This window comes from Nibrella saemangeumensis (assembly GCF_039541915.1).
GTDB lineage: Bacteria > Bacteroidota > Bacteroidia > Cytophagales > Spirosomataceae > Nibrella > Nibrella saemangeumensis.
The window spans coordinates 111,437-134,964 of sequence record NZ_BAABHD010000084.1 but is presented as its reverse complement, the minus strand read 5'-3'; the positions used below and the strand labels follow the sequence as shown (position 1 = coordinate 134,964).

The 23,528-nt window shown below is 53.8% G+C and carries 21 protein-coding genes; 14 read left to right on the top strand and 7 right to left on the bottom strand.

Annotated features, from left to right (window positions below):
* Positions 1-8: 8 nt before the first annotated feature.
* From ABD949_RS28305 to ABD949_RS28295, 3 genes are all read left to right on the top strand, one after another.
* Entirely contained in the window at positions 9-938 is a 930-nt protein-coding gene (locus ABD949_RS28305; RefSeq protein ID WP_345249486.1) for a bifunctional riboflavin kinase/FAD synthetase, read from the top strand.
* A 103-nt stretch (positions 939-1,041) separates the two neighbouring features.
* Positions 1,042-1,911, top strand: a complete 870-nt coding sequence (locus ABD949_RS28300; protein WP_345249484.1) for a LytR/AlgR family response regulator transcription factor — start codon at positions 1,042-1,044, stop codon at positions 1,909-1,911.
* Positions 1,912-2,023: 112 nt separating this feature from the next.
* Positions 2,024-2,785 (top strand): hypothetical protein, encoded by a 762-nt coding sequence (locus ABD949_RS28295; RefSeq protein WP_345249482.1) that lies wholly within the window; start codon positions 2,024-2,026, stop codon positions 2,783-2,785.
* A gap of 41 nt (positions 2,786-2,826) precedes the next feature.
* On the opposite strand, the gene ABD949_RS28290 is transcribed toward ABD949_RS28295, so the two are convergent.
* On the bottom strand, positions 2,827-3,249 hold the full coding sequence (locus tag ABD949_RS28290) for a DUF4345 domain-containing protein (RefSeq protein WP_345249480.1): 423 nt from the start codon (positions 3,247-3,249) through the stop codon (positions 2,827-2,829).
* Positions 3,250-3,370: 121 nt separating this feature from the next.
* Between ABD949_RS28290 and ABD949_RS28285 the strand changes: the two genes are divergently transcribed.
* The gene (locus ABD949_RS28285) at positions 3,371-3,886 is read left to right on the top strand and encodes a YdeI/OmpD-associated family protein (protein WP_345249478.1); all 516 of its coding nucleotides are present in this window, start codon (positions 3,371-3,373) and stop codon (positions 3,884-3,886) included.
* 78 nt (positions 3,887-3,964) lie between these two features.
* Positions 3,965-5,095: a D-2-hydroxyacid dehydrogenase gene (locus ABD949_RS28280; RefSeq protein WP_345249476.1), complete on the top strand. Its 1,131-nt coding sequence runs from the start codon at positions 3,965-3,967 to the stop codon at positions 5,093-5,095.
* 34 nt (positions 5,096-5,129) lie between these two features.
* Here ABD949_RS28280 and ABD949_RS28275 read toward each other — a convergent pair whose 3' ends face one another.
* From ABD949_RS28275 to ABD949_RS28260, 4 genes are all read right to left on the bottom strand, one after another.
* A complete protein-coding gene (locus tag ABD949_RS28275) occupies positions 5,130-5,591 on the bottom strand; it encodes a GNAT family N-acetyltransferase (RefSeq protein WP_345249474.1) in 462 nt (153 codons plus the stop codon).
* Between the two features lie 24 nt (positions 5,592-5,615).
* Positions 5,616-7,082 (bottom strand): TrkH family potassium uptake protein, encoded by a 1,467-nt coding sequence (locus ABD949_RS28270; protein WP_345249472.1) that lies wholly within the window; start codon positions 7,080-7,082, stop codon positions 5,616-5,618.
* Between the two features lie 85 nt (positions 7,083-7,167).
* Positions 7,168-7,896, bottom strand: coding sequence for a carbon-nitrogen hydrolase family protein (locus tag ABD949_RS28265; RefSeq protein ID WP_345249470.1), 729 nt, complete (start codon positions 7,894-7,896; stop codon positions 7,168-7,170).
* Between the two features lie 203 nt (positions 7,897-8,099).
* Positions 8,100-9,542 (bottom strand): DUF1593 domain-containing protein, encoded by a 1,443-nt coding sequence (locus ABD949_RS28260; protein WP_345249468.1) that lies wholly within the window; start codon positions 9,540-9,542, stop codon positions 8,100-8,102.
* A gap of 124 nt (positions 9,543-9,666) precedes the next feature.
* On the opposite strand from ABD949_RS28260, the gene ABD949_RS28255 reads away from it, so the two are divergent.
* Complete coding sequence (locus ABD949_RS28255; protein ID WP_345249466.1) at positions 9,667-11,340, top strand: dipeptidyl-peptidase 3 family protein; 1,674 nt, start codon at positions 9,667-9,669, stop codon at positions 11,338-11,340.
* Positions 11,341-11,343: 3 nt separating this feature from the next.
* On the opposite strand, the gene ABD949_RS28250 is transcribed toward ABD949_RS28255, so the two are convergent.
* Complete coding sequence (locus ABD949_RS28250) at positions 11,344-12,069, bottom strand: LytR/AlgR family response regulator transcription factor (protein ID WP_345249464.1); 726 nt, start codon at positions 12,067-12,069, stop codon at positions 11,344-11,346.
* A 28-nt stretch (positions 12,070-12,097) separates the two neighbouring features.
* Positions 12,098-13,261 carry a sensor histidine kinase gene (locus ABD949_RS28245; protein ID WP_345249462.1) on the bottom strand — a complete coding sequence of 388 codons (1,164 nt, stop codon included), beginning with the start codon at positions 13,259-13,261 and terminating at the stop codon, positions 12,098-12,100.
* 240 nt (positions 13,262-13,501) lie between these two features.
* Here ABD949_RS28245 and ABD949_RS28240 point away from each other — a divergent pair, with 240 nt between their 5' ends.
* The 8 genes from ABD949_RS28240 (at position 13,502) to ABD949_RS28205 (ending at position 23,460) form a co-directional block, all read left to right on the top strand.
* Positions 13,502-13,852: a hypothetical protein gene (locus ABD949_RS28240; protein WP_345249460.1), complete on the top strand. Its 351-nt coding sequence runs from the start codon at positions 13,502-13,504 to the stop codon at positions 13,850-13,852.
* A 224-nt stretch (positions 13,853-14,076) separates the two neighbouring features.
* On the top strand, positions 14,077-15,732 hold the full coding sequence (locus ABD949_RS28235) for a 7TM diverse intracellular signaling domain-containing protein (RefSeq protein WP_345249458.1): 1,656 nt from the start codon (positions 14,077-14,079) through the stop codon (positions 15,730-15,732).
* 377 nt (positions 15,733-16,109) lie between these two features.
* On the top strand, positions 16,110-16,508 hold the full coding sequence (locus ABD949_RS28230) for a hypothetical protein (RefSeq protein WP_345249456.1): 399 nt from the start codon (positions 16,110-16,112) through the stop codon (positions 16,506-16,508).
* Positions 16,486-17,094, top strand: a complete 609-nt coding sequence (locus ABD949_RS28225) for a hypothetical protein (RefSeq protein WP_345249454.1) — start codon at positions 16,486-16,488, stop codon at positions 17,092-17,094. The genes ABD949_RS28230 and ABD949_RS28225 overlap by 23 nt, the downstream gene beginning before the upstream one ends.
* 448 nt (positions 17,095-17,542) lie before the next feature.
* Complete coding sequence (locus tag ABD949_RS28220; protein ID WP_345249452.1) at positions 17,543-18,325, top strand: hypothetical protein; 783 nt, start codon at positions 17,543-17,545, stop codon at positions 18,323-18,325.
* A gap of 81 nt (positions 18,326-18,406) precedes the next feature.
* Positions 18,407-20,860, top strand: a complete 2,454-nt coding sequence (locus tag ABD949_RS28215; RefSeq protein ID WP_345249450.1) for a carboxypeptidase regulatory-like domain-containing protein — start codon at positions 18,407-18,409, stop codon at positions 20,858-20,860.
* A gap of 17 nt (positions 20,861-20,877) precedes the next feature.
* Positions 20,878-21,486 (top strand): DUF308 domain-containing protein, encoded by a 609-nt coding sequence (locus tag ABD949_RS28210; protein WP_345249448.1) that lies wholly within the window; start codon positions 20,878-20,880, stop codon positions 21,484-21,486.
* A gap of 45 nt (positions 21,487-21,531) precedes the next feature.
* A complete protein-coding gene (locus ABD949_RS28205) occupies positions 21,532-23,460 on the top strand; it encodes a CocE/NonD family hydrolase (RefSeq protein WP_345249446.1) in 1,929 nt (642 codons plus the stop codon).
* The last annotated feature ends 68 nt before the right edge of the window (positions 23,461-23,528 follow it).

Genomic DNA, 23,528 nt, shown 5'->3' with positions numbered 1-23,528 from the left:
CAGTAATTATGCTCGTTCACCACGGAGTTGATACGTTTGAGCCGATTTCGTACGCCGTTGTTACCAGCGGTACGTTTGATGGCGTACACCTGGGTCATCAGAAAATTCTGGACCGGCTGACCGAAATAGCGAAAGGCCATGCCGGGCAGACCGTGGTACTGACGTTCTGGCCGCATCCCCGAACGGTGGTCTCCAATGACAGCCAGAACCTGAAACTGCTATCGTCGCTGGACGAGAAGATTGCCCTGCTGGAGCAGGCGGGGGTTGATCATCTGGTGGTAATCCCGTTTACCCGCTCGTTTTCCGAGCTGACCTCCGAAGAGTTTATTCGAAACATCCTGATCGATAAAATTGGTACAAAGAAGCTGGTGATCGGCTATGACCATCGCTTCGGCCGCAACCGCGAAGGGAGCTTCGAATACATTCGCCAGCATGCCGGTGAGTACGGCTTTGAGGTAGAAGAAATACCCCGTCAGGATGTCGAAGCCGTCGGTGTCAGTTCCTCCAAGATACGGGCCGCGCTCTCCGAAGGGAATGTTCAGATTGCCAACAAGTTTCTGGGCCGGCCTTACAGCCTCACCGGGACCATTGTCAAAGGCCGGCAGTTAGGGCGGACCATCGGCTTTCCGACGGCCAATATCCAGGTCGATGATGTCAACAAGCTGATACCCAGTAACGGCGTTTATGCCGTTGATGTGTGGCACAACGGTAGAACACATGGCGGCATGCTGAACATTGGCGTACGCCCAACCGTCGACGGCCTGAACCAGACAATCGAGGCCTACATTTTCGATTTCAGCACGGACATTTACGGCGAACACCTGACCGTAAGCTTCCGCGAGTTTCTGCGGCCTGAGAAGAAATTCAGCGGTCTGCCCGAACTGGTCGAGCAGCTTAAGCGCGACGAGCAGCAGGCCCGGAAAGTGCTGGTGGGCTAAGCTACTCCGTTTACGTCTACCGTTTTTTTCCACCGGACGGTGTTGGAAAGGCCGGAAAAAAGCGTGAATTTTAATAAACACCTGATTCTGGTATTGCTGCCACATGCGTCCCTTCACCCATCGTCAGAACCTGATCGCCCGGCTTATCGCAGTGCCGGTAGCCGCCCTGACGGCCTCGCACGTGGTGTTTTACCGGCGGTTTCCCTGGCAGGCAGACTATCAATTCCCCTGGCCTTATTTTCTCACGGTGGCCACCGTCATGCTCAGTTGCTGGGAAATGAACCTGGCTATTTTTCGTTACCTCGATCAGCGGCTGCCGTTTCACAAAAACCCGGTTCAGCGGATTCTCAGGCAGATTCTGTACGGCGGCCTGCTAACCATGCTGACGTTTGCCCTGGTGTTTCCGTGCGCCATCCGGCTATATACCGGCCAGTGGCCCTCGCCGGACCTGTTTGTGACGGGTATGTTCGTATGCGCCACCATTGCTACCATCGGCAACGGTGCCTACGTGGGGCTGTACCTGCTCCAGACCATCTACCTCGAAAACCAGCAGCCCGCCGAATCCCTGACGCAGCAGCTGAGTCAACTGCCGTCCCTTCCCCCCCGCACCCATTCACTGCTGGTAGATGCGGGTGCGCGACAGCTTCAGCTCCCCTTCGACCAGATTGCCTATTTCTACTCGTCCGGGGGTGTGGTGCTGCTGGTGAAAACCAACGGGCAGCAGATCATGACCAGCTACAACTCCTTCGCCAAACTGGAAGACCGGCTCCCCGCCGATGCCTTTTTTCAACTAAGCCGGCAATTTATTGTCAGTTTACCGGCCATTCGGGCGGTAGAGGATGACGAGAACCGGAAGCTGCTTGTGCTGCTTACCCCGGCCTTGCGACGGAGCGACCCGCACGAGACCGTTACCGTGAGCCGATACCGCAGCGCCGAGTTCAAGAAGTGGTTCCGGCAGGTGGCAACGGCCTGACCATTCATTGCAAAATCCGTAACCATTCGTTGATAAGGAGCGGTAATGTTGCTTTTTAAGCGAAAAATGCCGGTTTTCTTTGCATCGTCTATCAACCAAAAACACAAAGACGATGCAAGCGAATCTATCACACCTCCATGAATCCCTGCCCCTCTGGCTGGGTATTGCCTTTGCCATGATCACTTTTACCGCCCTGGCCGGTCTGTACAGAGCGATGCAACAGGCCAGTCCGGCCGGCTCCCGACGCGCCCTGATTGGGCTACTGGGCTGGCTCGCCCTGACCGGCGTTCTGGCCGCTAACGATTTCTTTCTGGTGACAGGCACTACCCCTCCCCGGTTTGCCTTTATCCTTGTCCCAGCCTTCGCCTTTATTATTGGTCTGCTCAGCACCCGTAGCGGCCACCGGTTCGTGGACCGGCTTCCCCTGCCGGCGCTGACGCTGCTGCATACGGTCCGGATACCGGTTGAGCTGACGATCTACGCCTTTTACCTCTACCAGCAGGTACCGGAGTTGATGACATTTGAAGGGCGTAATCCGGATATCCTCCCCGGCCTGACAGCCCCCCTTGTGGCCTATCTGGTTTTTAACCGGCACTGGCTTTCCAGCCGTGGGCTGTTGCTCTGGAACCTGGTATCGCTGGGGTTCCTGTTCAACATCGTCATTCAGGCGATCCTGGCTTCGCCGGTCCCGTTTCAACAATTTGGTTTTGAGCAGCCCAATGTCGCCGTATTGAAGTTTCCCTTTATCTGGTTACCTGCCTTTGTTGTACCGCTGGTCCTGTTCTGCCATGTAGTAGCGATCCGGCAATTGATCCGCAGCCGGGCAAGAAAAAGTCAGTCACCGGACACCGTGACTGACCTGCAGGTCGCTTGATAAGGCTACTCAATGGCTGTTTGATGAGGTGATTATGTCCGTCAAACAGCCATTGTCTTTTGTATACCTGCCTGCCGGTAGAGTACGACCAGCATTACGGCTAGCAGGCAGAGCAAGCTTTCGGTCAGTAACCACTGCTGCCCGAAAGCGCCCAGGGGACCATCAACCAGCATCGTAATAAAACGTGATAAGGCGTAGAAGCCCCACAGCAGAATTAAGAACACCAACCCTTTTACGGTATCGGCAAAGGCAAGGTAGATCAGCGTTACGACGATTGTGAGGCCCACCCCACCGTATACGCCCCGGATGGAGCTGTAGGCATCGGTATTGGGTAATTTGACCTGCACCAGGTCCATGACCGACTGAGGATTTACAAAAGCCATTACACTAACCGAAAGAATGGCGAAGGCTGAAAAAAGAATTAGCGCGATAGCCGAAGCGTTAATAAGTTTTGTACGTGTCATTGTATTTGTTTTTTTGACAAAGCTCTTTATACTGGCCTGCGTAATTCTTGGTACAGACCAAGAATTTGCCTTAAATTTCCTGCAACAACGTACCTCATTTGTTTAATCCTGATCAGTACGCATGGTTGTTTTTACAGCGCAATTATTAAAATTTGGCAGCAAAGGCGAGAAAACGGGCTGGATCTACATTGACATTCCGGCTACGCTGGCCAACGAGCTAAAACCCGGCACCAAACAATCCTTTCGGGTGAAAGGGCAGCTCGACAACCATCCTATCAAATCAGTGGCGCTGCTGCCGATGGGTGACGGCGATTTTATCATCCCGATCAACGCCGGAATGCGACGAAGCCTCCGGAAAGCCGAAGGCGCAACGGTTCGGGTAGCTATTGAAGCCGACGATGATCCTATCCCGGTATCGGCCGATCTGCTGGATTGCCTTCAGGACGACCCCCAGGCCCTGGCGTTTTTCGATCAGCTTAGTAAAGGCCACCAGAAATACTTCTCGGACTGGGTTGAAAGTGCCAAAACCGTGGAGACAAAGGCCAGCCGCATCGCCAAAACGGTGAAAGGGCTGTCGCTGGGCATGACCTTCGGCGAAATGTATCGGTATTTTAAGGCCAGGGAGCAGGAGATATAAAGCTGAGCCCGTAAAAAGAAGTTGCTTTTCCGGGTAAATCTTTCCACCTTAACTTTCTGTTTCCTACCCCTTAATCTTATGCCGACCATGGATAACCTGACAGAAAATTCGCTTACCCGTCGCCATTTTATCGCGTCGCTGGCGGCATCCGGAGCGGCCATCAGTCTGCCGGAAAGCGGTCAGGCGGAACCCGCTCTTTCAGCTCATAACGAAGCGAACGGGCTGGCGGCCACAAGCCGGGCTCCCCACGCACCGATTCAGATCGTGTGTACCGAACGGTTGTCGGCTGCGGAAGCCGAACAGATCCGGGCGGCCGGCAAAAACATCCAACTGCATCTGCTCGGTGAGGCAAGTGACCCGGCAAAACTCCTCGCGGAAGCCGAGGTTATTCTGGGCTCGGTTGATGCCCGGACGGTGCTGGCTGCCCCCAAACTCAAATGGGTGCAAACCTGGGCAGCCGGTGTTGAACGGGCCCCTGCCGAGCTGATGGCGCACCCCTCTCAACTCACCAATATGCAACGGGTCTTTGCGCCCGTCATTGCCGAATCGGCCATTGCACTGCTGCTCAGCCTTACCCGTGGACTGGCCCAAACATCAATTCCCGCCTTTGGCGATCGGAAGTGGGTACACCCACCCGGTTCTGTCGTGCTGGATGACCTTTACGGGAAAACCATTGGTATAGTGGGCATGGGCGGCATTGGCTCCGAAACGGCCCGGCGACTGCATTACGGATTCAACATGAAGGTGCTGGCTACGGATGCCAAACCATTGCCCAGGCCCGAATTTGTGGCCGAACTGCATGACCCCACCTGGCTGATGGAGATGGTGCCGCAGGTCGATGTGCTGATGAGTGCAGCCCCGCTGACGAAAGAAACCCGGCTGCTGTTTAACGAAGCCGTTTTCAGCCGGATGAAGCCGAGCGCCTATTTTATCAATGTCTCCCGTGGTGGCCTGGTGGATCAGAATGCGCTGGTAAAGGTTCTGAAAGAAGGGCGAATCCGGGGTGCCGGGCTCGACGTAACTACGCCGGAACCGCTCCCGGCCGATCACCCCCTGTGGACCTGCTCCAACCTGGTGATTACTCCGCATAACTCAGGCAACGCCCCCATTCGCCAGAAACGACTGATTGCCCTGGTTGCCGAAAACGTACGCCGGTATTCATCAGGCTTACCCTTACTGAACGTGGTCGATAAGGCAAAAGGTTATTAGTGGCCGGAAACGTAAATCAGGCATCTGGCAAATATCACCGCGAGACGTCCCATTTTTCAGCCGGACCGTCCATGTAGTACAGATCGAAGCCCTCGGCCCAGTAATCTTTGGTCACCTCTTTAAGGTCAAAACCTAATCGCTCGTAGAATTTGTAAACCAGCTGCGAGGTTCGGACCACAATGGTTTTGATGTGCGGGTACTCCCGGATTCTGGCGATCCGGTATTGGGTCAGCAACCGCCCCAGTCCTTTGCCCTGATGGCCGGGGTGAATAATATCCCAACTGATACGGGCCAGTTCCTCCTCGTCGAACAGGTTGAAGCCCCCGCAGCCCAGTAGCGCCCCCTCCGACTCCATTACAAAGTAATGCTGGCTATGATGGTTCAGGTATTCGATCAGGTCGTCTTCTTCGCTTTCGGAAAAGTACGCAGGTGTATTTAACCGTAACAGGCTAAGGACACCTTCCCGGTCGGCATCGGTGTAAGATCTGATTTGCATTAGTAACTCGGTTTCGTTTGCCAATTATCGGGGTTTGCGACCAAATACGCCATACAGCAGCACAACAACGGCGTAAATTTCCAGCCGGCCTATCCACATCAGCACGATTAGCGTCCATTTGGCAGCGGGTCGCAACGCATGATCGGTGATGCCGATGCTCAGCCCTACATTGTTCAGGGCCGATGACACTTCAAACAGAATGTCGCTGAGCGAAAACTGGTCCGGCAACAGCAGACTCAGCACCAGGCAACCGGCCAGTCCAGCTACCAGCCAAAGCAGCAGAAAGTTAAGTGCCTGCAAAACTTCTTCATTTTTTTCGTTGTGATCCACTGCCCGGCCATCAAACTGAACTGGATAATCGCTGGATTTTTCATTCGGGGCCAGTGTCTGCCAGATTTGGGCTCTGAGATGTTTGAGCAGCCAGGCCAGCCGGGCCGTTTTCAGCCCACCCGCCGTTGAATCGGCATTGCCGCCCAGGTTCATAGCGATGGTCAGCAGCAAGACGGCTGGTAGCGGCCAGCCTTGTACCGGAACGGTATTCAGCCCACAGGTGCCAATGGCCGATGCCGCCTGAAACGTGTTGTGAATCCAGTTCTCCGGCCGGTTAAACATCAGCAGCAGAGAAATCAGGCCCAGAAGTAAGGTCCCAAAATATCGTAGCTGGGTTTGCCGCCACGCTTTTCTGAACTGCCATTTGAACAGCATCAGGTAATATACCTTGAAACTGATGGCCCCGATGACGATGATGATGTTGCCGGTCACCAGCACCGGCAGCGGATAACTGGTAAAGCTGTCGTTCCGGACGGAAAAGCCCCCGGTGCTGATGGCCGTCAGTCCGTGGTTGAAGGCTTCCCAGACCGGCATACCCGCTCCCGCAAAAGCCAGGATGGACAATGCAGTAAAGAGCACATACATCCACCAGATTTTGCCAATGGTCTTCGGATAATCGCCGTCAATGTCAAATGAATTGGTCTCCGCGGTATAGATTTTATCTATCTCTTTCTTTTTCCGGAGAAACGCCACCGCAATAAAGATCATGCCGAGGCTGCCACTCCATTCGGTAACCGAACGCCACCACTGTAGGCAGTGGGGCAGGTTTGCAGGTTTTTTCACCATAGTCAGCCCCGTGCCGGTGAAGCCCGACATCGACTCAAAAAAAGCGCTGTTCAGATCCAGAAATTCCCGGCAGCCGGAATGCCCGGTCAACGCTACCCCATAGTACGGAATAATACCGGCCACCGTAACCAGTAGCCAGGTGAGGGCAATCAGCCCAAAGGCCGACGAAGCAGGCAGGTGGGTATGGTGCCGGAACCGGACAAATAAAAACTGCCCGATACCGAATGTCAGGACCAGCAGTACCGCAAATGCCGGCACGGCAAACCACTCCCGGAAAACGATAATAACGACAAACGTCGGTAAACAGAGGAGAGCGGGAATCCGGAGAAATGAGCCGAGGTGACGAAGTAATGCCTTATAGTGTTGCGAAAACATAGTATAGCTGCCACAGGATTAGTCCCGTTATTGCAAGACTTTCCACGGCAACAAGTTGTTTAACGGGCCGGTTGTACGTTCCGGCTTACACCCTTCCGGGAATTACCAACTGAGTTTCCGTATCAAAAACAAGAATACCCTCATGAGTATCGCTAAGCTGCCCAGCGAGTTCGCCTTTGCTGTTCCAGACAGCCGATTTGCCACCGGCCTCGAAATTATCACAAGGTCCAATGCAGTTGGCCATCAGGACCGGCATACTATATCGACTGGCAATATGTGACAACGTATCAACGGCTTTTTCAACCCCGGCAACGGATTTGGCGACACTGGCAATGTACACTCCGGCTCCCTGTTTATGGGCATTTTCTGAATGTTCAGGTACGGAAATCTCATAACAGATGGCTAGGGCTATACTGGCGTTACCACCTATAAGACCGGTTGTAGTCTCCCCGCTGACGAAAAACGGCTCTTCATCCGGATGCAGGTACTTTTTTGAATACAGGTGTCTGGGCTGACCCGGCTGGAAGATGACCAGGCCGATGCATATACCCTGCTCCGTTCGGGTGGGTACGCCAATGCCAATCGTCACCTGCCGGGTATCGCTGATTTGCTGGAATATATCAAAGCGGCTGTCCTCCGGCGTGGTTGCCAACTCGGCTGCGAGTTCAGGCTCGTATCCGGTTATGGAGAGTTCGGGGAAAATAATGAGGTCGGCACCATTCGCTATAGCCAGGTCAATGAACCGTATATGAGCTACCGTATTTTGCGGCATATCGCCTTTGGCGGGGCGGGTCTGGGCTATGCAGAGTTTCATTTTACAGGCAGAGCAGTTTACTCATTCCGAAAGTTAACATAATCATCCTTCCTTTTCCACCATAGGCCTTTGCAGACAACAATCCTCAGCACTATCCCATATTCTATACAGGTAGATTACCTACGGCCAGTACCGTGGCCAGAATATCCGGGTTAAATACCTCCTGCCCATTAACTTCTCTTTGTATTAATTGATGATCTCGACTACTTCTTCTGCACCACTACGCGCCGGTAAGCGACGAGCGCCGGCGAACCACTATCCCTTACTTCCAGTATCAGGTGAATGTCGTTGTCGCCTAGGTCTGCCGGCACTTTCCAGGTAAGCACCGGCGAATTGGCGTTCTCAAGCGCTACCGGATTTTTATAGGAACTGGCCTCCGGATACGGGTACCATCGGTATGACAGACTATCGCCGTCGCGGTCGGTGGAGGCCGAAGCATCCAGTTTCAGCACGTTTCCCGGAACTACCTGCCTGTACACCACCGCATTGGACCGGTCTTTGCCAAAGGCGGGGGTTGGCGCATGGTTGACCTCAGTCGGGCGGTTGGTAGCCCATTTCAGCCTCGCCAGAAAACTGTTTCTGGCATCCGGAATCCATCGTTCCAGCTCTTTGCGGTCAACTCCGCAGGTGCTGTAATACCCCGGCGGGAAAGCTGCTCCCATTGGCGCAAAGCGGGTGCCCCAGCTGCCCTGGGTAGGGTCGCGGGGATCATTGAGCCCCAGAAATCCGCTGAGCAGGTACAGAAACGCCGGTGTATCGCCCTCTCCGCCATGGTCGTACGAAGCCGACATAACATCATTCTGATTCACCTCCTCCGGTTTCATCACCGTAATGTATCGCCAGAAATGCCCGCCATCAAACAGCAGCCGGCCCGGCGTCGACCGTTCGCCGGTGAAGGTAGAGGTTACTGTGCCCATGTTGGCGCATTTCAGGGCTTTTACCGCGTCAAGGTCAATCAGGTAATCGAAAGTAATGTCCTGTAGGGTAATACCGAACACGTGCAGTTTTTGCAGCAGCTTCCGGTATTTTTCGTTGCCCTGCCGCTGCCGGTAGCGGTACAGCGCCTGCACAAACGTAATGGGGCCGCCCCACATCTGCACAAAAATGGGCCGGTCATCGTCTTTGTCGAATACCTGCTGCAAAAATGCACTGCCTTCCGAATCTTTGGGCTCTCCGTGGGGGGTATTGCCCTCCCCAATCCAGTCGTGGAACCGAATGTCTCCCCAGGAACTCTCTACGTACCGGCCGGCGATTTTTCCGGCGAACTTTTTCTCGTTGGTCAGCCAGATGATCGGCAGGGCACCCCTTCCTTTTTTGGTCACCCGCTGCAGGGCCTCATAGGTTGGAAAATTGGGCGAGTGCTTCACCAGATTCGGGTAAATGGCTTTGTAGCCGTTCAATATGGTTTGCGCCTTCTGCCAGGGCTGGTCGGCATCATGGTTAAAATCCGGCAACTGGGGCGTAACGATGAGCGCTTCCAGATCGAAATCGCTGGCGTAATACAGGTACCGGATCAGGGAGTTGCCGTCGTCATGCGTCATGTCAGTCATGATGACAATCCGGTAGTGGCCCGAGTGTCTCCCGGTGGGTTGGGCATCGACAGCGACATAACCAAAAAGCGCCAGAGCCAGGAGCAGAAATTTCATAGGCCGTTCTATTTTCAGGAGGAGTAAGGGTTCTGTAACTTTTCTTCCTTAAAATTGGAAAAATTCTGATACGACTGAAAAACCTGACCTTATTTCCCAACCAGAACGTTACCAGCAAACAACGATGAATAAGCCTTCTCTCCTGCTGATACCGGCCCTTGCAGCCGCTCTCGGCCTGTTCTCGTGCAGCAACCGGTCCGGCTCCGAAAGCGCAGCGTCCACTGATTCGACCCAACGCTATATTGAAGAGCGTTTGGCCGGCTACGCCCCCGTCCGGCTCACGGCCGACCTCTCCGGTCTGACCGACAACGAGCGGCAGATGATCCCACTACTGATCCAGGCGGCCCAGATCATGGATGATCTGTACTGGCAGCAATGCTACGGCAAAAAAGACAGCCTCCTCAACGCTGTCACCGACGATAAGACCAAACAGTTTGTCCGGATCAATTACGGGCCGTGGGACAAGCTGAACGAAGACAAACCGTTTCTGCCCGGTGTGGGTCCCAAGCCACTGGGCGCGCAGTTTTACCCGGCCGATATGACCAAAGAGGAACTGGAGAAGGCGAACGTAGCCGATAAAATGGGTCTGTACTCGCTGATCCGGCGCGACTCAACGGGTAAACTATATTCCATCCCCTACCATGTTGCCTACAAAGAACCGCTGCAGCGGGCCGCTGCCCTGTTGAAGCAGGCATCCGAACTGGCCGAGGATCCGGGCCTGAAACGCTACCTGCAACTTCGCTCCGAAGCGCTGGTAACCGACAAATACGACCCCAGCGACATTGCCTGGCTGGATATGAAAAACAATACCGTCGACTGCATCATCGGCCCCATTGAATCCTACGAAGATGGGCTATACAACGCCCGCACCGCTTACGAAGCTTATGTGCTGATTAAAGACAAAGAGTGGAGCCGGCGACTGGCCAAATACGTTGCCATGCTGCCTGAGTTGCAGCAGGGACTGCCGGTGGATGCGCAATACAAGAAGGAATCGCCCGGCACCTCGTCGGAACTCAACGCTTACGACATTATCTATTACGCCGGGCACTGCAACAGTGGCGGCAAAACCATTGCGGTGAACCTGCCCAACGACGAGGAGATCCAGAAAAGCAAAGGTACGCGCCGGTCGCAGTTGAAGAACGCCATGCGGGCCAAGTTCGACCAAATCATGATGCCCATTGCCAAAGAGTTTATTGATCCATCGCAACTGAGTCAGGTGCAGTTCGACGCCTTTTTTGCCGATGTGATGTTTCACGAAGTGGCGCATGGGTTGGGCATTAAAAACACGGTCAACGGTAAAGGCACGGTGCGGGCGGCTCTTCAGGAGCAAAGTTCCTGGCTCGAAGAAGCCAAGGCCGACATTCTGGGGCTGTACATGGTCACCAGACTGGTCGAGAAAGGCGAACTTCCCGGCCCCATCGAGAACTACTACACTACGTTTATGGCGGGTATCCTGCGGTCGGTGCGGTTTGGGGCCGGCGAAGCGCACGGCAAGGCCAACATGCTGGCGTTTAATTTCTTCCAGGAGAAAGGCGCTTTTGAAAAGACCTCAGGCGGCCATTACAAGGTAAACCACGATAAATTCCGAGCTGCCATCAATGAGTTAAGCAATCTGATTCTGACCCTCCAGGGTACCGGCGACAAAGCACAGGTAGAAGCGCTTCAAAAAGACAAAGCGGTGGTCAGACCCGAGTTACAGGCCGACCTCAACCAGCTTCAGCAGAAAGGCATTCCGGTTGATATTGTGTTTGAGCAGGGGCCGGCGGTGCTGGGATTACAGGCCACCGCCAGCCGATAAGCGTTACTCGTTCATCTTCAGCACCCGCTCGACGTCCTTCTGGTACAACCGGCCAATGGGCAGTTCCTGCCCGTCGATGTCGATGTGACTGGGCGTAAACGCGTGGATCTTATCCACCGCCACGATAAAGGACCGGTGAATGCGCAGGAAGTCCCGTTCCGGCAGCATAGCTTCTACCGAGCTGATGGTCTGCTTTACCACCAGCGGTTTGGCGTTGGTGGTAATGACTTTGATATAATCTTTGAGGCTCTCGATGTATTGAATGTCGCGGGTAAAGACTTTGACCATTTTACGGTCGGCGCGGAAGTACAGAAAAGACCCTTTCTCCGGCAGAGTCAGTTCCTGCACCGGCGATTGGGGCAGGCTGGTAACCGGCTCAATCCGCATCACTTTAGATACTGCCCGCAGAAAGCGCTCGAACGAGATGGGTTTCAGCAGGTAATCAACCGCGTCCAGTTCGAAGCCGTCGAGGGCGTAGTCGCGGTAGGCGGTGGTAAAGATTACTTTGGGGGGTTGGCGCAGGCTGCGGAGAAAATCAGTGCCGAGCAGCTTTGGCATTTTAATGTCGAGAAACATCAAATCGATAGGCTTCTCCTGAAGTACACTAAAGGCCTGAACGGCGTTGGTACACCGGGCAACGATCTCCAGCCCCTCGATCATGTCGATGTACGATTCAATGACTTCGAGCGCCGGCGGTTCATCGTCGACTAATAAGCAGCGTAGTTTCATGATGGTGTGGTTGTTTAGCCAAAGATAGTCAGGAAACAGCCGCTGTCTGAATCAAGTGAGTGTTCGGTAAGGCCGGAGTCTCCGGCAAATGCAGCGTCAGGGTCACCAGGAACAGATCTTCTTCCGGCAGAATCTGCAACTCATACCGTTGTGGATACAGCAGGTCCAGCCGCTTCCGGACGTTTTGCAGACCGATACCACCCAGCCGCTCGGGATGGTCTTCCTCCGGATCACGGCTGTTGATGAGCTTAAACCGCAGCGTATCACCTTCCACCGCCAGATCCAGACTGATCCAGGCCTGATCAAGTTGCTCGCTGGTGCCGTGTTTGAAGGCATTTTCCAGGAACGGTATCAGCAGCAGCGGTGCAATCTGTTTGCCCTGCAGATCGCCGTGGAAGCTCATCGACAGATCGAGCCGGTCGCCGTAACGCAGTTGTTCGAGGCCGACGTAGTTGCGGATAAAAGCAATTTCTTTTTCCAGCGGCACCTCGTCGGCGTTGCAGTCATAAAGCATATAGCTAAGCAGTTCCGACAGCCGCAGCACCACCGCCGGCGACTGCTCCGATTTACGCAGCGTCAGCGCATAGAGGTTATTGAGGGTATTGAACAGAAAGTGCGGGTGAATCTGTGATTTCAGCAGTTGCAGCTCAGCCTGAAACTTCTCCTGCTGGATCTGGCGTAAGGCCTTTTGTTTCAGATACCAGTCTTTCATAATCTTGATGGCCGTTGCAAAACCAGCCACGGTGGTAGATCCCCGTAAGCCGGCCATAAAGGAATACCCGATGTTGATGAGTTCCGGCGTGGGCAACCCGTTGGCTTCACGAAGGGGGCCGATGATATAGATTGCCTGAAATATTGAGACAAAAGCCGCCAGTACCCCCAGAAGCAGAACGCCGGCAAACATCGAAAGATACTGCCCTTTATACAGATAATGGGGAAGGAGCAGGTACAGGATCCCGTAGGTCAGCACCATGTGGTTGGGCATATAAATGGCTGCTTCCAGACTGGACCATGCGTAACTGATCAGGAGCGCTTTTACGGGTTCCAACCCGTGATTCAGGTAATGCCGCAGTGGGAATATACCATACAGAAGACCGAAGTACAGCATAACCACCAGCCAGAACAGGCTATGCCGGGCCAGCCGGTACCAGGGCTGGGTGGAGAAGACAAACTGCTGATCAAAAAGTTGCATGAGACGGCCGATTGACTACCCGAATTTAGACAAACGCCGTCACATCAGCCACCATTCGCCTAGTTTATAGACAAACTACGGGGTAACGTCGCCAAACGACAAAAAATGAAGCCATACGACATTTGTCGCCAGTAGCGTACTGTATCACCGGGAATGTTTCCCCTCCGGCGAAAATCCCGACTAAAGAACCAAAGACCTTATACCTTTCGGCTATCAAACACACATAATTCTATCCACACCATGAAAACCTTATTCGCCAAGATCCGTCCGTCCGCCCTGGCCACTTTGTTTGCCCTCACCCTTACCACGGCGGCTGTTGCCCAGAAACGCGATGTACCGACCCCGCCAAAAGCAGGCTACTGGGTAATCGAAACGGCCAGGCAGCCCAACCGGCAGACGATTGTCCGCTTTTACAACAACGCCAATAAGCTGATTTATCAGGAAGATCTGACCGGCAAGCGGCTTAACATCCGGCGCGCCAAAACCGTCATCCGGCTAAATGGAGCCCTGGACCAGGCCATGACCCAATGGGCATCCACGCAACATTTTCAGTCGGATCAGAATCTGGTTGCCGCGCAATTTCGTAAGTAAGGCCAGAAAGCCATGACACTTTTATTAAGCAGAGTACGGTACAAGGGGCGGAGATTGTCTCCGCCCCTTGTCTTTTCCGGAAGAGAGTTAATCGGAAAGTCCTTCGCAACCCCTCGAAAAATTAAGGATTAGTAGTCTATCATATTTAAGGTAAATAGTTTATTTTCAGGCGTTGTTAGGTTCCCTCAGAGTCAGGTCATGGGACTTACCTCCTTCCTATACGCATGATGAACTATTTACTCGTTTGGCTGCTGGTCCTGGTCACCGGGATAGCCCATGCCCAGCCTGTGCTAAGGTATTCAGATACCAGCCAATTGGTTGAAATCGGCTCTTACGCCCAATATTTTGAAGACAAGACCAACCAGCTTACCCATCAGCAGGTCGCCGGATTACCTACAGGTCAGTTTCTCAACAATTCTGATAAAATCCTGAACCTCGGCTTTTCAACCTCGCGGATCTGGCTCAAATTTACAATTCAAAACCAGACTCCTGAACCTCTGTATGCCATTCTGGAAGCACAGGACATCGACCTTATCGATGCCTACGTGGTCGGTGCCGACACCACGTATTTCCTGGAAACGGGCGGCCTGCGGCCTTTCGAAAACCGGTACTTTGGCGTAAACAGCACGGTACTCTACCTGGGCCGGCAGCCTCGGCAGATCTACATTGCCCTCAAAGATATCAACGGCCTGGTGCTGCCGCTCAAAGTGGGTGCCATACAACCCCTGATGCGTAAAGTTTACGGTGAAACCCTGATCAATGCCTTTGTGATCGGGGTCATGGTGCTGATTACGTTGTTTGGGTTTTTCATGTTTTTGTCCCTGGGCGACCGTACGTACCTGCTCTATGCACTCCACGTGTTGTTCTCTACCTTAACGCTGTTAAGTTTTGAGGGTTACCTGTCCGATCTGCTCTGGCGGGAAATGCCGTACATGAACAACAGCATTAACTCCAGCCTGATCCGACTGTCTACGCTGCTTACCAGTATTGCCTTCTCCATCGCTTTTCTGAACCTGCGGGAAATGCTGCCACAGATCTACCGGGCTTTTTTGGGTATGGGTGGTCTCGCCATCGTTATCCTGGTCGCCAAACTCATTGGTGTGCAGGAGGCAGAAATGCTGTTCAACATTTCGGTCCTGCTTACCTTTCTGGCTTTTCTGGCGGTTGGTTTCTGGCTGTACCGGCGGGGCTTCCGCCCGGCGCGTTTTTACCTGCTGGGCTGGGGAATCTATATTGTGGAGGTACTGCTGGTTATTCTCACGATCTTCAACTTGCTCTCGTTCGACCATTTCTTTACCTATTACGGATACCAGATTGGTGCCGTGTTTCAGGCTACCCTGCTGACGTTCGCCTTAATGGATCGGATAAACACCCTGCGGCAGGAAGCCCGCGATGCGCAGGACCTGGCCATTCGGCGGATGGAAGAGAACGAAAAACTGGTAGCCGAACAGAATCGTCTGCTCGAAAAAGAGCTTCAGCAGGAAAAATCCAATCCCAACGGCGAACTGCAGCAACTGCTAAAGGCCATCCGGGAGGAACGGGAGAAAGTCCGGAAAATTCCCATAGCCACCATGGAGGGCGTGCTGTTGTTTCCCGTCTCCGATATTGTGCGGGTAGAGGCCATGGGTAGCTACGCCAATGTGTTTTTCACCAATCGCCAGAAATTGATGGCCTCCCGCTCCCTGGCAGAGTTTGAGCAGCAGTTGAGCGAACACGATAACTTCTTCAAGGTGCATAAGTCGCACCTGGTCAACCTCAATTACATCACCAAATACGTCCGGGGCGAAGGTGGTGTCCTGTTTATGGAAGACGGCAGCGAGGTCGACGTAGCCCGGCGCGTAAAACCCGACTTTCTGCGGAAGATGGGGCTGGATAATTGAGAGCTATCCATCAGAGCGAAGCTTTCGCCGACGTTTAATTCCGGCAAAACTCATCCGACACAATCTGGAAGCCTTTGTTATGGGGTGGCCCTATCAGGAATGGCTACCGCACCCACTACTACCTTTTAACAACAGCCGCTTACAATTTTCCCGCATAAGTGCCTGTATCTGTTTTTAGGCTCTTTAGCCAGTGAAAGCTACGCTCAGGCAACGCCTGAATGGCGAAACCAGTGCCTTTCTTCATCGGAATTGTCCATCCGGACAGGTCTCTCCTGACACCTTTGGTAAACCCAACCCTGCCGCTGGCAAACCGCTCGGGTCACCCCAGCTTCAGGTGTATACTTTTGCTCTCAAACCAATTCAAACCAAAACCAATTATGAAAAAACTAATAGTAACCCATGCACAAGGCACCCACCCTATCAAGGGCTCACAGGCTCAGGGCATGCTGGTTCAGAACCGAATTTTTCCAGAGCTGCACTTTGCGGAACATGGCGTTAAGCCTACAGTAGTCGGCCCGGAACAAGTCGACGGCCGGAATACCTACAAATTATCACACACGACAGCCGACGGCTCCTACACCTGGAGCACTAATTACGATGCAGAAACTGGCCTTAAGGTGCAGCAAACAAGACCTACGCCAGCCGGTATAATTGAGACTTTACGCTTCGACGACTACCGGGAAATCAACGGCGTGAAATATGCGCTCAAGATCTCTTCAAAGACACACAATTACCAATTTCCAAACTACCATTATGAACAAGCATCTACTTACTAATGTACTCGTCGGAACGTGCATCGTTTTCCTGTTTTCCTGCCAACGCCAGCAGGCATTCTTTCAACGCTCGCCTGTCTACCGGGCAGATTCCAGCGTTAACCTGACACCGTTAGTACTCCAGGAGCAGGCAACAGAACCTCAAGAGTGGACTATAGCCGCTCACCAGCCAGTACTAATCGGCGAGGCAGCCGAATCAGAAAGCGAATTGCTGGCTGACAACAGCCAGCGTATTCCTCACACAAAAACTACCAGTAATCACTTGCCTCTGTTAAATCAACGCCCGGTGACCAGGGCGCAGAATGTCGAATTTGCTTCAGCTTTGTTAACCTCAAAAAAAATGAGCTTCTCTGAACGTCAGGTACTGAAACGGTTAAGCTTTCTACCTACAAAACGAATAGGCTCTACAAACGGGAATGTAGGCAGAGGGATTGGCATCACGCTGCTTATAATTGGCATCCTATTAGGCCTTATTGGTTTGGCGGTTAAAGATGGGGGTGTCTTTTTGGCTGCTCTTCTAATTGGTGGAATAGGATACCTTATTTTAACAATATCATCCTTTGCAAGTATGGTACAAACCGTCTTATAGCCAGCGGTACACATCCTGTTATTAAAGACATTCCTCAATGTATAGCCCGAGCCAAACCTGCAAACTATAATGCTCCTCTCTCCACTCATTTCTACCATTAATAAACCCAACCCCGCCGTTGGAAAAGTCTGGATTGCAATTGTCGGTTGAAGCACGGTACTTTCGGTCAGAAAATCGCTAAGAAAAAAATAATGACAGTAAAGCTACTTCTTGGAATTACCTGCCTGCTATTATGCGTAGTTCAACAGACCGGTTGCCGAAGGCCCTATCCAGCCTCCCCAACGAGCATCTGAGCGTAGACATGCTACATTTGGTGGAACCGTAGTAGCTATAGCAAGCATCGTTTCGTTATTGATGACGGCAATTTTATTTCTTCTAATCCAGGCATTACAGCTAATTCTGTATTAATATAAGGCCATATTAACAGCCTTACCCAACAGCTAGAACTATGTCACTCCTTGCCCGGTGGTCGTATCGATACCCCGCCCCCGCCAGACTTCTACTTGTCTGTCTTGAACTGTCCAATGCTGTGCTGGGGCTCCTGCTGGGGGCCGGTGCCTGGGGGCCTTTATTTCAGCGTCCGGGAACTACGGCCTGCTATCTGCAAGTGATTATCGTGCTGCTCATTTCTGTAGTACTTTACATCCGATACGTCTACTACTCGGCCGAGCAGCGCCCCCGAAGCAGACAACGCTACACCTATGCGTTGTTTGTGGCTAATTTTTTGCTTTATATAACCCTTGGGGGCATAGGTGCGGAGCGGGCGGCCGTGTTTCACCCCTCAGGCAGCGTGGGCGGCAGTAAAGAAGTTCGTTATGAAACAACCGGGCAAACCAAATCCGCCAACCGGGCAGATACCATATCATTGGCCCATAAAGATGAACGAAAACCCTCCGGAACCCGGCAGGAAGGTGACCGGACCGGCACCCGCATCGGTTATATATTGCTGTTTCTGGCCGGACTGGTACTGGCGTATGGCGCAGCCGCCATCTCCTGCGAACTGGCCTGTGCGGGCTATGGCTTCGCGTCGGTCATGGTCCTGCTGCTGGGTACGGGTATTCTGGCCGGTGGTTTGTATTTCTTCGGCCGGGCGGTTGACCGGAACATGAAGCGCTACCGGGATATGACCCGCGACGAGCGGAAGCGGGAAAAGCGACGTTTTTTCAGAACCTGGGGTGGCGTGGTGGCTGGCTTAGTTCTGCTGTGGCTGATTGCGGCCATTAGCGGATAGACGCCCGTGGACAACCAGTTTAAATTCCAATTGTATCCTGTTTACATTCGGCTTTAACCTGATGAATCGACTTCTTCCTCTATGAAACAATCTGTACTGCTCTTCAGCATCTTTCTGATTACTCAAACCACGTACGCCCAGCTCAGTCAGACGCTGCGGGGTCGGGTGGTCGACAAAGAATCCAAATACCCCCTGGTGGGCGTTACCGTCCAGCTGACCGATGTCACCCCAGCAATGGGGACCATCTCCGATACCGCCGGCCGTTACCGACTGACCAATGTACCCGTAGGCCGGCACACCGTTAAGCTCTCGCTGGTAGGCTACAAAGAGGCCCTGCTCAACAACATCATTGTGGATGCGGGCCGGGAAACCATTCTGGACATTGACCTGGAAGAAGCCATTCAGCAGCTCTCGGCCATTACCGTTAAAGCCCAGCGCACCGGCGACGCCCGCAACGAAATGGCCCTGGTGTCGGCCCGCCAGTTCTCCGTGGAAGAAACCGACCGCTACGCCGGCAGCCGGGGCGAACCCGCCCGCATGGCCTCCAACTTTGCCGGCGTGCAGGGCGCCGACGACTCCCGCAATGATATCGTTATCCGGGGTAATTCGCCCATTGGCGTACTCTGGCGGGTGGAGGGCGTGAGCATACCCAACCCCAACCACTTTGCCATTCCGGGCACTACGGGTGGCCCGGTGAGCATCATCAACAACAAGTACCTGGCCAACTCCGATTTCTTCACAGGTGCCTTTCCGGCCGAGTTCGGCAACTCCATGGCGGGGGTATTTGATCTGCGGCTGCGCAACGGCAACAACGAGCGGCACCAACGGTCGTTTCAGTTTGGTTTTCTGGGGACTGAAGGGTTGGTCGAGGGGCCGCTCTCCCGCAAATCGGGGAGTTCGTACCTGGCGTCGTACCGCTACGCCAATCTCTGGCTGTTCAGCAAAGCCGGCATTGATATTGGCACGCAGGCTGTACCAAGCTACCAGGATGCCGCGTTCCGGTTCAACTTTCCGCTGAAGAAAGGCGGAAATATAGCCCTCTGGGGATTCGGCGGTACCAGTACCATCGATATTCTGATCAGCAAGCAGGAGGTATCCGACCGCAACATCTTCGGCCAAAACGACCGCGATCAGTATTACACCTCCCGTATGGGCGTGGCTGGTTTGAGCTACAACCAGCCCCTGAGCCGCAACACGTTTCTGCGGGCTACACTGGCGGTATCGGGCAATACTCAGGGGGCCAGCGACGACTACCTGTTTATCCGGCGCGACGGTCAGGGCAATCTGCAGGTGCAGGATAACCGGTACGTCATCGACTCCCTGCGCCCGACCATGAACTATCAGTTCGCCGAAACGAAAACGTCCCTGGCGACGTCGGTAAACCATAAATTCAGTCCGCGCAGCACGCTGAAAGTAGGGCTGAACTCGGATCTGTACCTGTATAGCTACAACGACCAATACCGCACGATCAACGAAACCACGACGGGCGTGCGGCTGGGCAACTGGGCTACGCGCTGGGATGCCCGCACCTCGGCCGTGATGCTGCAGCCATTTGTGCAATGGCGGCTGAACCTGCTCCGTAACATGACGCTGAGCGCCGGCCTAACCAGCCTTTACTTCTCACTGAACAACAATAGTTTCTCCCCGATTGAACCCCGTTTAGGTTTAGCCTGGGATTTACCCAACCGGCAGAAAATCAGCCTCGCGACGGGTCTGCACAGCCAGATTCAGCCCGCATACGCTTATTTCTACCGGTTTACACCTACCGGCACCAGCCTCCCGCGTAGCGACTACAACCGCGATATGGGCCTCACCAAAAGCTGGCATTACGTAGCGGCCTACGACCGGTTGCTGGGCCGCAACATGCGCATGAAGCTGGAAGCTTATTACCAGAAGCTGTTTGACGTTCCCATTGAGCAGGGCAATAGTTCATTTTCGATCCTAAATACCGGCGCAGGCTTCTCGCGCATCTTTCCGGGCAAACTGGTCAATGAGGGTACCGGCCGGAACTACGGGATGGAACTGACGGTGGAGAAGTTTTTCAGCGACGGCTACTACTTCCTGGTAACGGGCTCCCTGTTTGATGCCAAATACAAGGGGGCCGATGGCGTCCTGCGCAATACTGATTTCAACGGCCGGTACGCGTTCAACGCCCTGGTGGCGAAAGAGTTTACCTTCCGGCGCGGTGACCGGCGGGGGTCCAGCCTGAACCTGGGCGCTAAGTTTACGGCCATAGGTGGGCGGTGGTATGGCCCGGTCGATGAAACGGCCTCGCGGCTGAACCAGGAAATCATCTACCGCAACGAGTCTCGAAACACGCTGCAATTTGCCCCCTACCGCCGGCTCGACCTGAAGGTAGATTACAAGATTAATCGCAATAAGCTTACTCACACCATCGCCGTGGACTTCGTGAATATTCTGGGCATTCAGAACCTGCTGTCGCTGAGCTACGCGCCACAGCCCGACGGCACATTCATCAAGCAGGAGTACCAGCTGGGTTTTCTGCCGGTTTTCTTCTACCGCATTGACTTTTAAACGTATTCATGCTCTTCATGCGTAACTATTTACTCCTTCTGTGCATCGGTATGGGCCTGATTACGGGTTGTCAGCGGCCGGTCGCTTATTTTCAGCCAACGGACCACCCGGATTACACCGCTCCGGTTGCCGATACCTCCCCTCCTCTTCTGGCTCGAACCGATTCAGCCTACCAACTGCCGGAGGCTCTGCCCATGGCCGCAACGGCTCTGCCCGAACAAGGACGCGCGAACCCCGCTTCCCACGGGGCTATGCATCCGGCTAAAAACGATAAAAAGCAACGGACTGTCGGAAATGTATCGTCCTCAGATGAAATCATTCACCAGCGCGTCAGCCGGGAGCCGTCTGCCCGCCGGGCCGCCAATCAGTCGCTCGTTGCGGGGCTAATCGGCATTATAAGTCTGGCCGTGGCTATCCTTGTACCCAATGCCGCATCGCTTATTTTGATCTTACCCGTTGCCGGGATTTGGGCGGTCATAGCCGGTATTCGGGGGATTAACCGATCCCGAAAAAAAGCTCCGGAACGGGGACCGGCAACGGCTGGTCTGATAATGGGTATTGTGCTTCTGCTGGCAACCATTTTTTATGCCATTGTCATTGCCGCTCTGGCGGCCGTTTTCCGATAGGCCCAAAATCTATTAATTTAGCCGGCACGTTTAACAAACTACCTTATGCAGCTTTCGTTACGAGTCCTCTTGCTGGTACTGCTGGTTTCGGTTACCAGCGTTGCCCAGCAACCGGCAACCAATTCCTTTATCCGGGATACGTACCAGAAGTACGAATACCAGATTCCGGCCCGCGACGGCACCAAACTGTTCACCATTGTGTACGTGCCGAAAGATGCCTCGGAGACGAAACGTTACCCCTTCCTGATGCAGCGTACCTGCTACAGCGTGGCACCCTACGGGCCGGAGAATTACGCCGAGCGCCTGGGTCCCTCGCCCTCCCTGATGCAGGACAAATACATCTTTGTGTACCAGGACGTGCGGGGCCGGTGGATGTCGGAGGGTACCTGGACCAATATGACGCCCAATATACCCGACCCCAAACCAGTCGCCACGGCCAGCCGGAAGAAAGGCAAAGCAGCCGCTACTGTTTCAACGGCGGGGGCTCCCGATGAGAGTTCAGATACCTACGATACCATTGAGTGGCTGCTGAAAAACGTGAAGCACCACAACGGTCGTGTGGGGCAGTGGGGTATCTCCTACCCTGGCTTTTACACCATTGCCGGAGCCGTAGATGCCCACCCGGCCCTGAAAGCGTCGTCGCCCCAGGCTCCGGTGGGTGACTTTTTCTTCGACGATTTTCACCACAACGGGGCGTTCATTCAAGCGTATCTGTTTACGTACCCGGTCTTTGGTGTACAGCACCCCAAGCCAACTCCTCAGGCCTGGTATAACGACCGGTTCATCAATACCGGCACCAAAGATGGGTTTCAGTGGCAATTGGACCTCGGGCCGCTCAAAAATGCCAGCAAGTATTATAAGGACAACTTCTTCTGGCAGGAGACGATGGAACACCCCAACTACGACGAGTTCTGGCAGAAGCGCAGCATTGTGCCCCACCTAAAGAACGTCAAACATGCGGTGATGACCGTGGGCGGCTGGTTCGATGCCGAGGATCTGTACGGACCCCTGACGATCTACAAAACCCTGGAGAAGAACAATCCCGGCACCTACAACACGCTGGTGATGGGGCCGTTTGGGCATGGCCGCTGGTCGCGGGAGACGGGCCCTACACTGCACAGTAACATCTATTTCGGCGACAGCATTGCCACCTTCTACCAGCGTACTATCGAAGGTAAGTTTTTCAACCACTTCCTGAAAGGTCCCGGCGACGGGAAAACCAGCCTGCCCGAAGCCTACCTGTTCGATACCGGCCGGAAAGAGTGGAAGACCTGCGATAAGTGGCCGGCCGCTGCGGCCCAAAACCAAACCTATTACCTGACCGATAAGGGCCAACTGACGCAGCAGGCCGGCAATGGGACCGCGTTTTCGGAGTTTATCAGCGATCCAATGAAGCCCGTACCGTATACGGAAGATATTACGACAACGCAGGGCTTTACCCCGTTCAATTATATGTCGGAAGACCAGCGCTTTGCCGGTCGCCGTCCCGATGTGCTGGTGTTCCAGACCGAGCCGCTGACGGAAGACCTAACACTGGGTGGCGAAATCACGGCGAAACTAAAGGTAAGCACCACCGGTACCGATGCCGACTGGGTGGTGAAACTCATTGACGTGTATCCACCCGATGAGCCCAACCATCCCTACATGCCGAACAAGAACATCACGCTAAGCAATTACCAGCAGATGGTCCGGTCGGAAGCCATGCGCGGGCGTTTCCGCAACAGCTTCGAAAAGCCGGAGCCGTTTACGCCGAACCAGGTAACCGACGTTACCTTCCGCCTACAGGATGTGCTGCATACGTTCAAAAAAGGCCACCGCATTATGGTACAGGTGCAGAGTACGTGGTTCCCGCTCATCGACCGCAATCCGCAGAAGTACGTCGAGAATATTTACAAAGCCGAGGCAACCGATTTTCAGAAGGCCACGCACCGGGTCTACGGTAACTCGGCTATTGAGGTGCAGGTGTTGAAATAACGTACTATTTGGCGTTAGCCCGTCTCTTCATAATGTATTTATAAGAAACGGGCTGAAGCCGCAATGGC

Coding starts and splice junctions, on each gene's coding strand:
- ABD949_RS28250 (WP_345249464.1), bottom strand. CDS start 12,069: ATGAAACTACGCTGCTTATTAGTCGACGATGAACCGCCGGCGCTCGAA.
- ABD949_RS28215 (WP_345249450.1), top strand. CDS start 18,407: ATGAAACAATCTGTACTGCTCTTCAGCATCTTTCTGATTACTCAAACC.
- ABD949_RS28245 (WP_345249462.1), bottom strand. CDS start 13,261: ATGCAACTTTTTGATCAGCAGTTTGTCTTCTCCACCCAGCCCTGGTAC.
- ABD949_RS28260 (WP_345249468.1), bottom strand. CDS start 9,542: ATGAAATTTCTGCTCCTGGCTCTGGCGCTTTTTGGTTATGTCGCTGTC.
- ABD949_RS28235 (WP_345249458.1), top strand. CDS start 14,077: ATGATGAACTATTTACTCGTTTGGCTGCTGGTCCTGGTCACCGGGATA.
- ABD949_RS28205 (WP_345249446.1), top strand. CDS start 21,532: ATGCAGCTTTCGTTACGAGTCCTCTTGCTGGTACTGCTGGTTTCGGTT.
- ABD949_RS28275 (WP_345249474.1), bottom strand. CDS start 5,591: ATGCAAATCAGATCTTACACCGATGCCGACCGGGAAGGTGTCCTTAGC.
- ABD949_RS28230 (WP_345249456.1), top strand. CDS start 16,110: ATGAAAAAACTAATAGTAACCCATGCACAAGGCACCCACCCTATCAAG.
- ABD949_RS28280 (WP_345249476.1), top strand. CDS start 3,965: ATGCCGACCATGGATAACCTGACAGAAAATTCGCTTACCCGTCGCCAT.
- ABD949_RS28290 (WP_345249480.1), bottom strand. CDS start 3,249: ATGACACGTACAAAACTTATTAACGCTTCGGCTATCGCGCTAATTCTT.
- ABD949_RS28285 (WP_345249478.1), top strand. CDS start 3,371: ATGGTTGTTTTTACAGCGCAATTATTAAAATTTGGCAGCAAAGGCGAG.
- ABD949_RS28210 (WP_345249448.1), top strand. CDS start 20,878: ATGCGTAACTATTTACTCCTTCTGTGCATCGGTATGGGCCTGATTACG.
- ABD949_RS28255 (WP_345249466.1), top strand. CDS start 9,667: ATGAATAAGCCTTCTCTCCTGCTGATACCGGCCCTTGCAGCCGCTCTC.
- ABD949_RS28295 (WP_345249482.1), top strand. CDS start 2,024: ATGCAAGCGAATCTATCACACCTCCATGAATCCCTGCCCCTCTGGCTG.
- ABD949_RS28240 (WP_345249460.1), top strand. CDS start 13,502: ATGAAAACCTTATTCGCCAAGATCCGTCCGTCCGCCCTGGCCACTTTG.
- ABD949_RS28220 (WP_345249452.1), top strand. CDS start 17,543: ATGTCACTCCTTGCCCGGTGGTCGTATCGATACCCCGCCCCCGCCAGA.
- ABD949_RS28270 (WP_345249472.1), bottom strand. CDS start 7,082: ATGTTTTCGCAACACTATAAGGCATTACTTCGTCACCTCGGCTCATTT.
- ABD949_RS28300 (WP_345249484.1), top strand. CDS start 1,042: ATGCGTCCCTTCACCCATCGTCAGAACCTGATCGCCCGGCTTATCGCA.
- ABD949_RS28305 (WP_345249486.1), top strand. CDS start 9: ATGCTCGTTCACCACGGAGTTGATACGTTTGAGCCGATTTCGTACGCC.
- ABD949_RS28265 (WP_345249470.1), bottom strand. CDS start 7,896: ATGAAACTCTGCATAGCCCAGACCCGCCCCGCCAAAGGCGATATGCCG.
- ABD949_RS28225 (WP_345249454.1), top strand. CDS start 16,486: ATGAACAAGCATCTACTTACTAATGTACTCGTCGGAACGTGCATCGTT.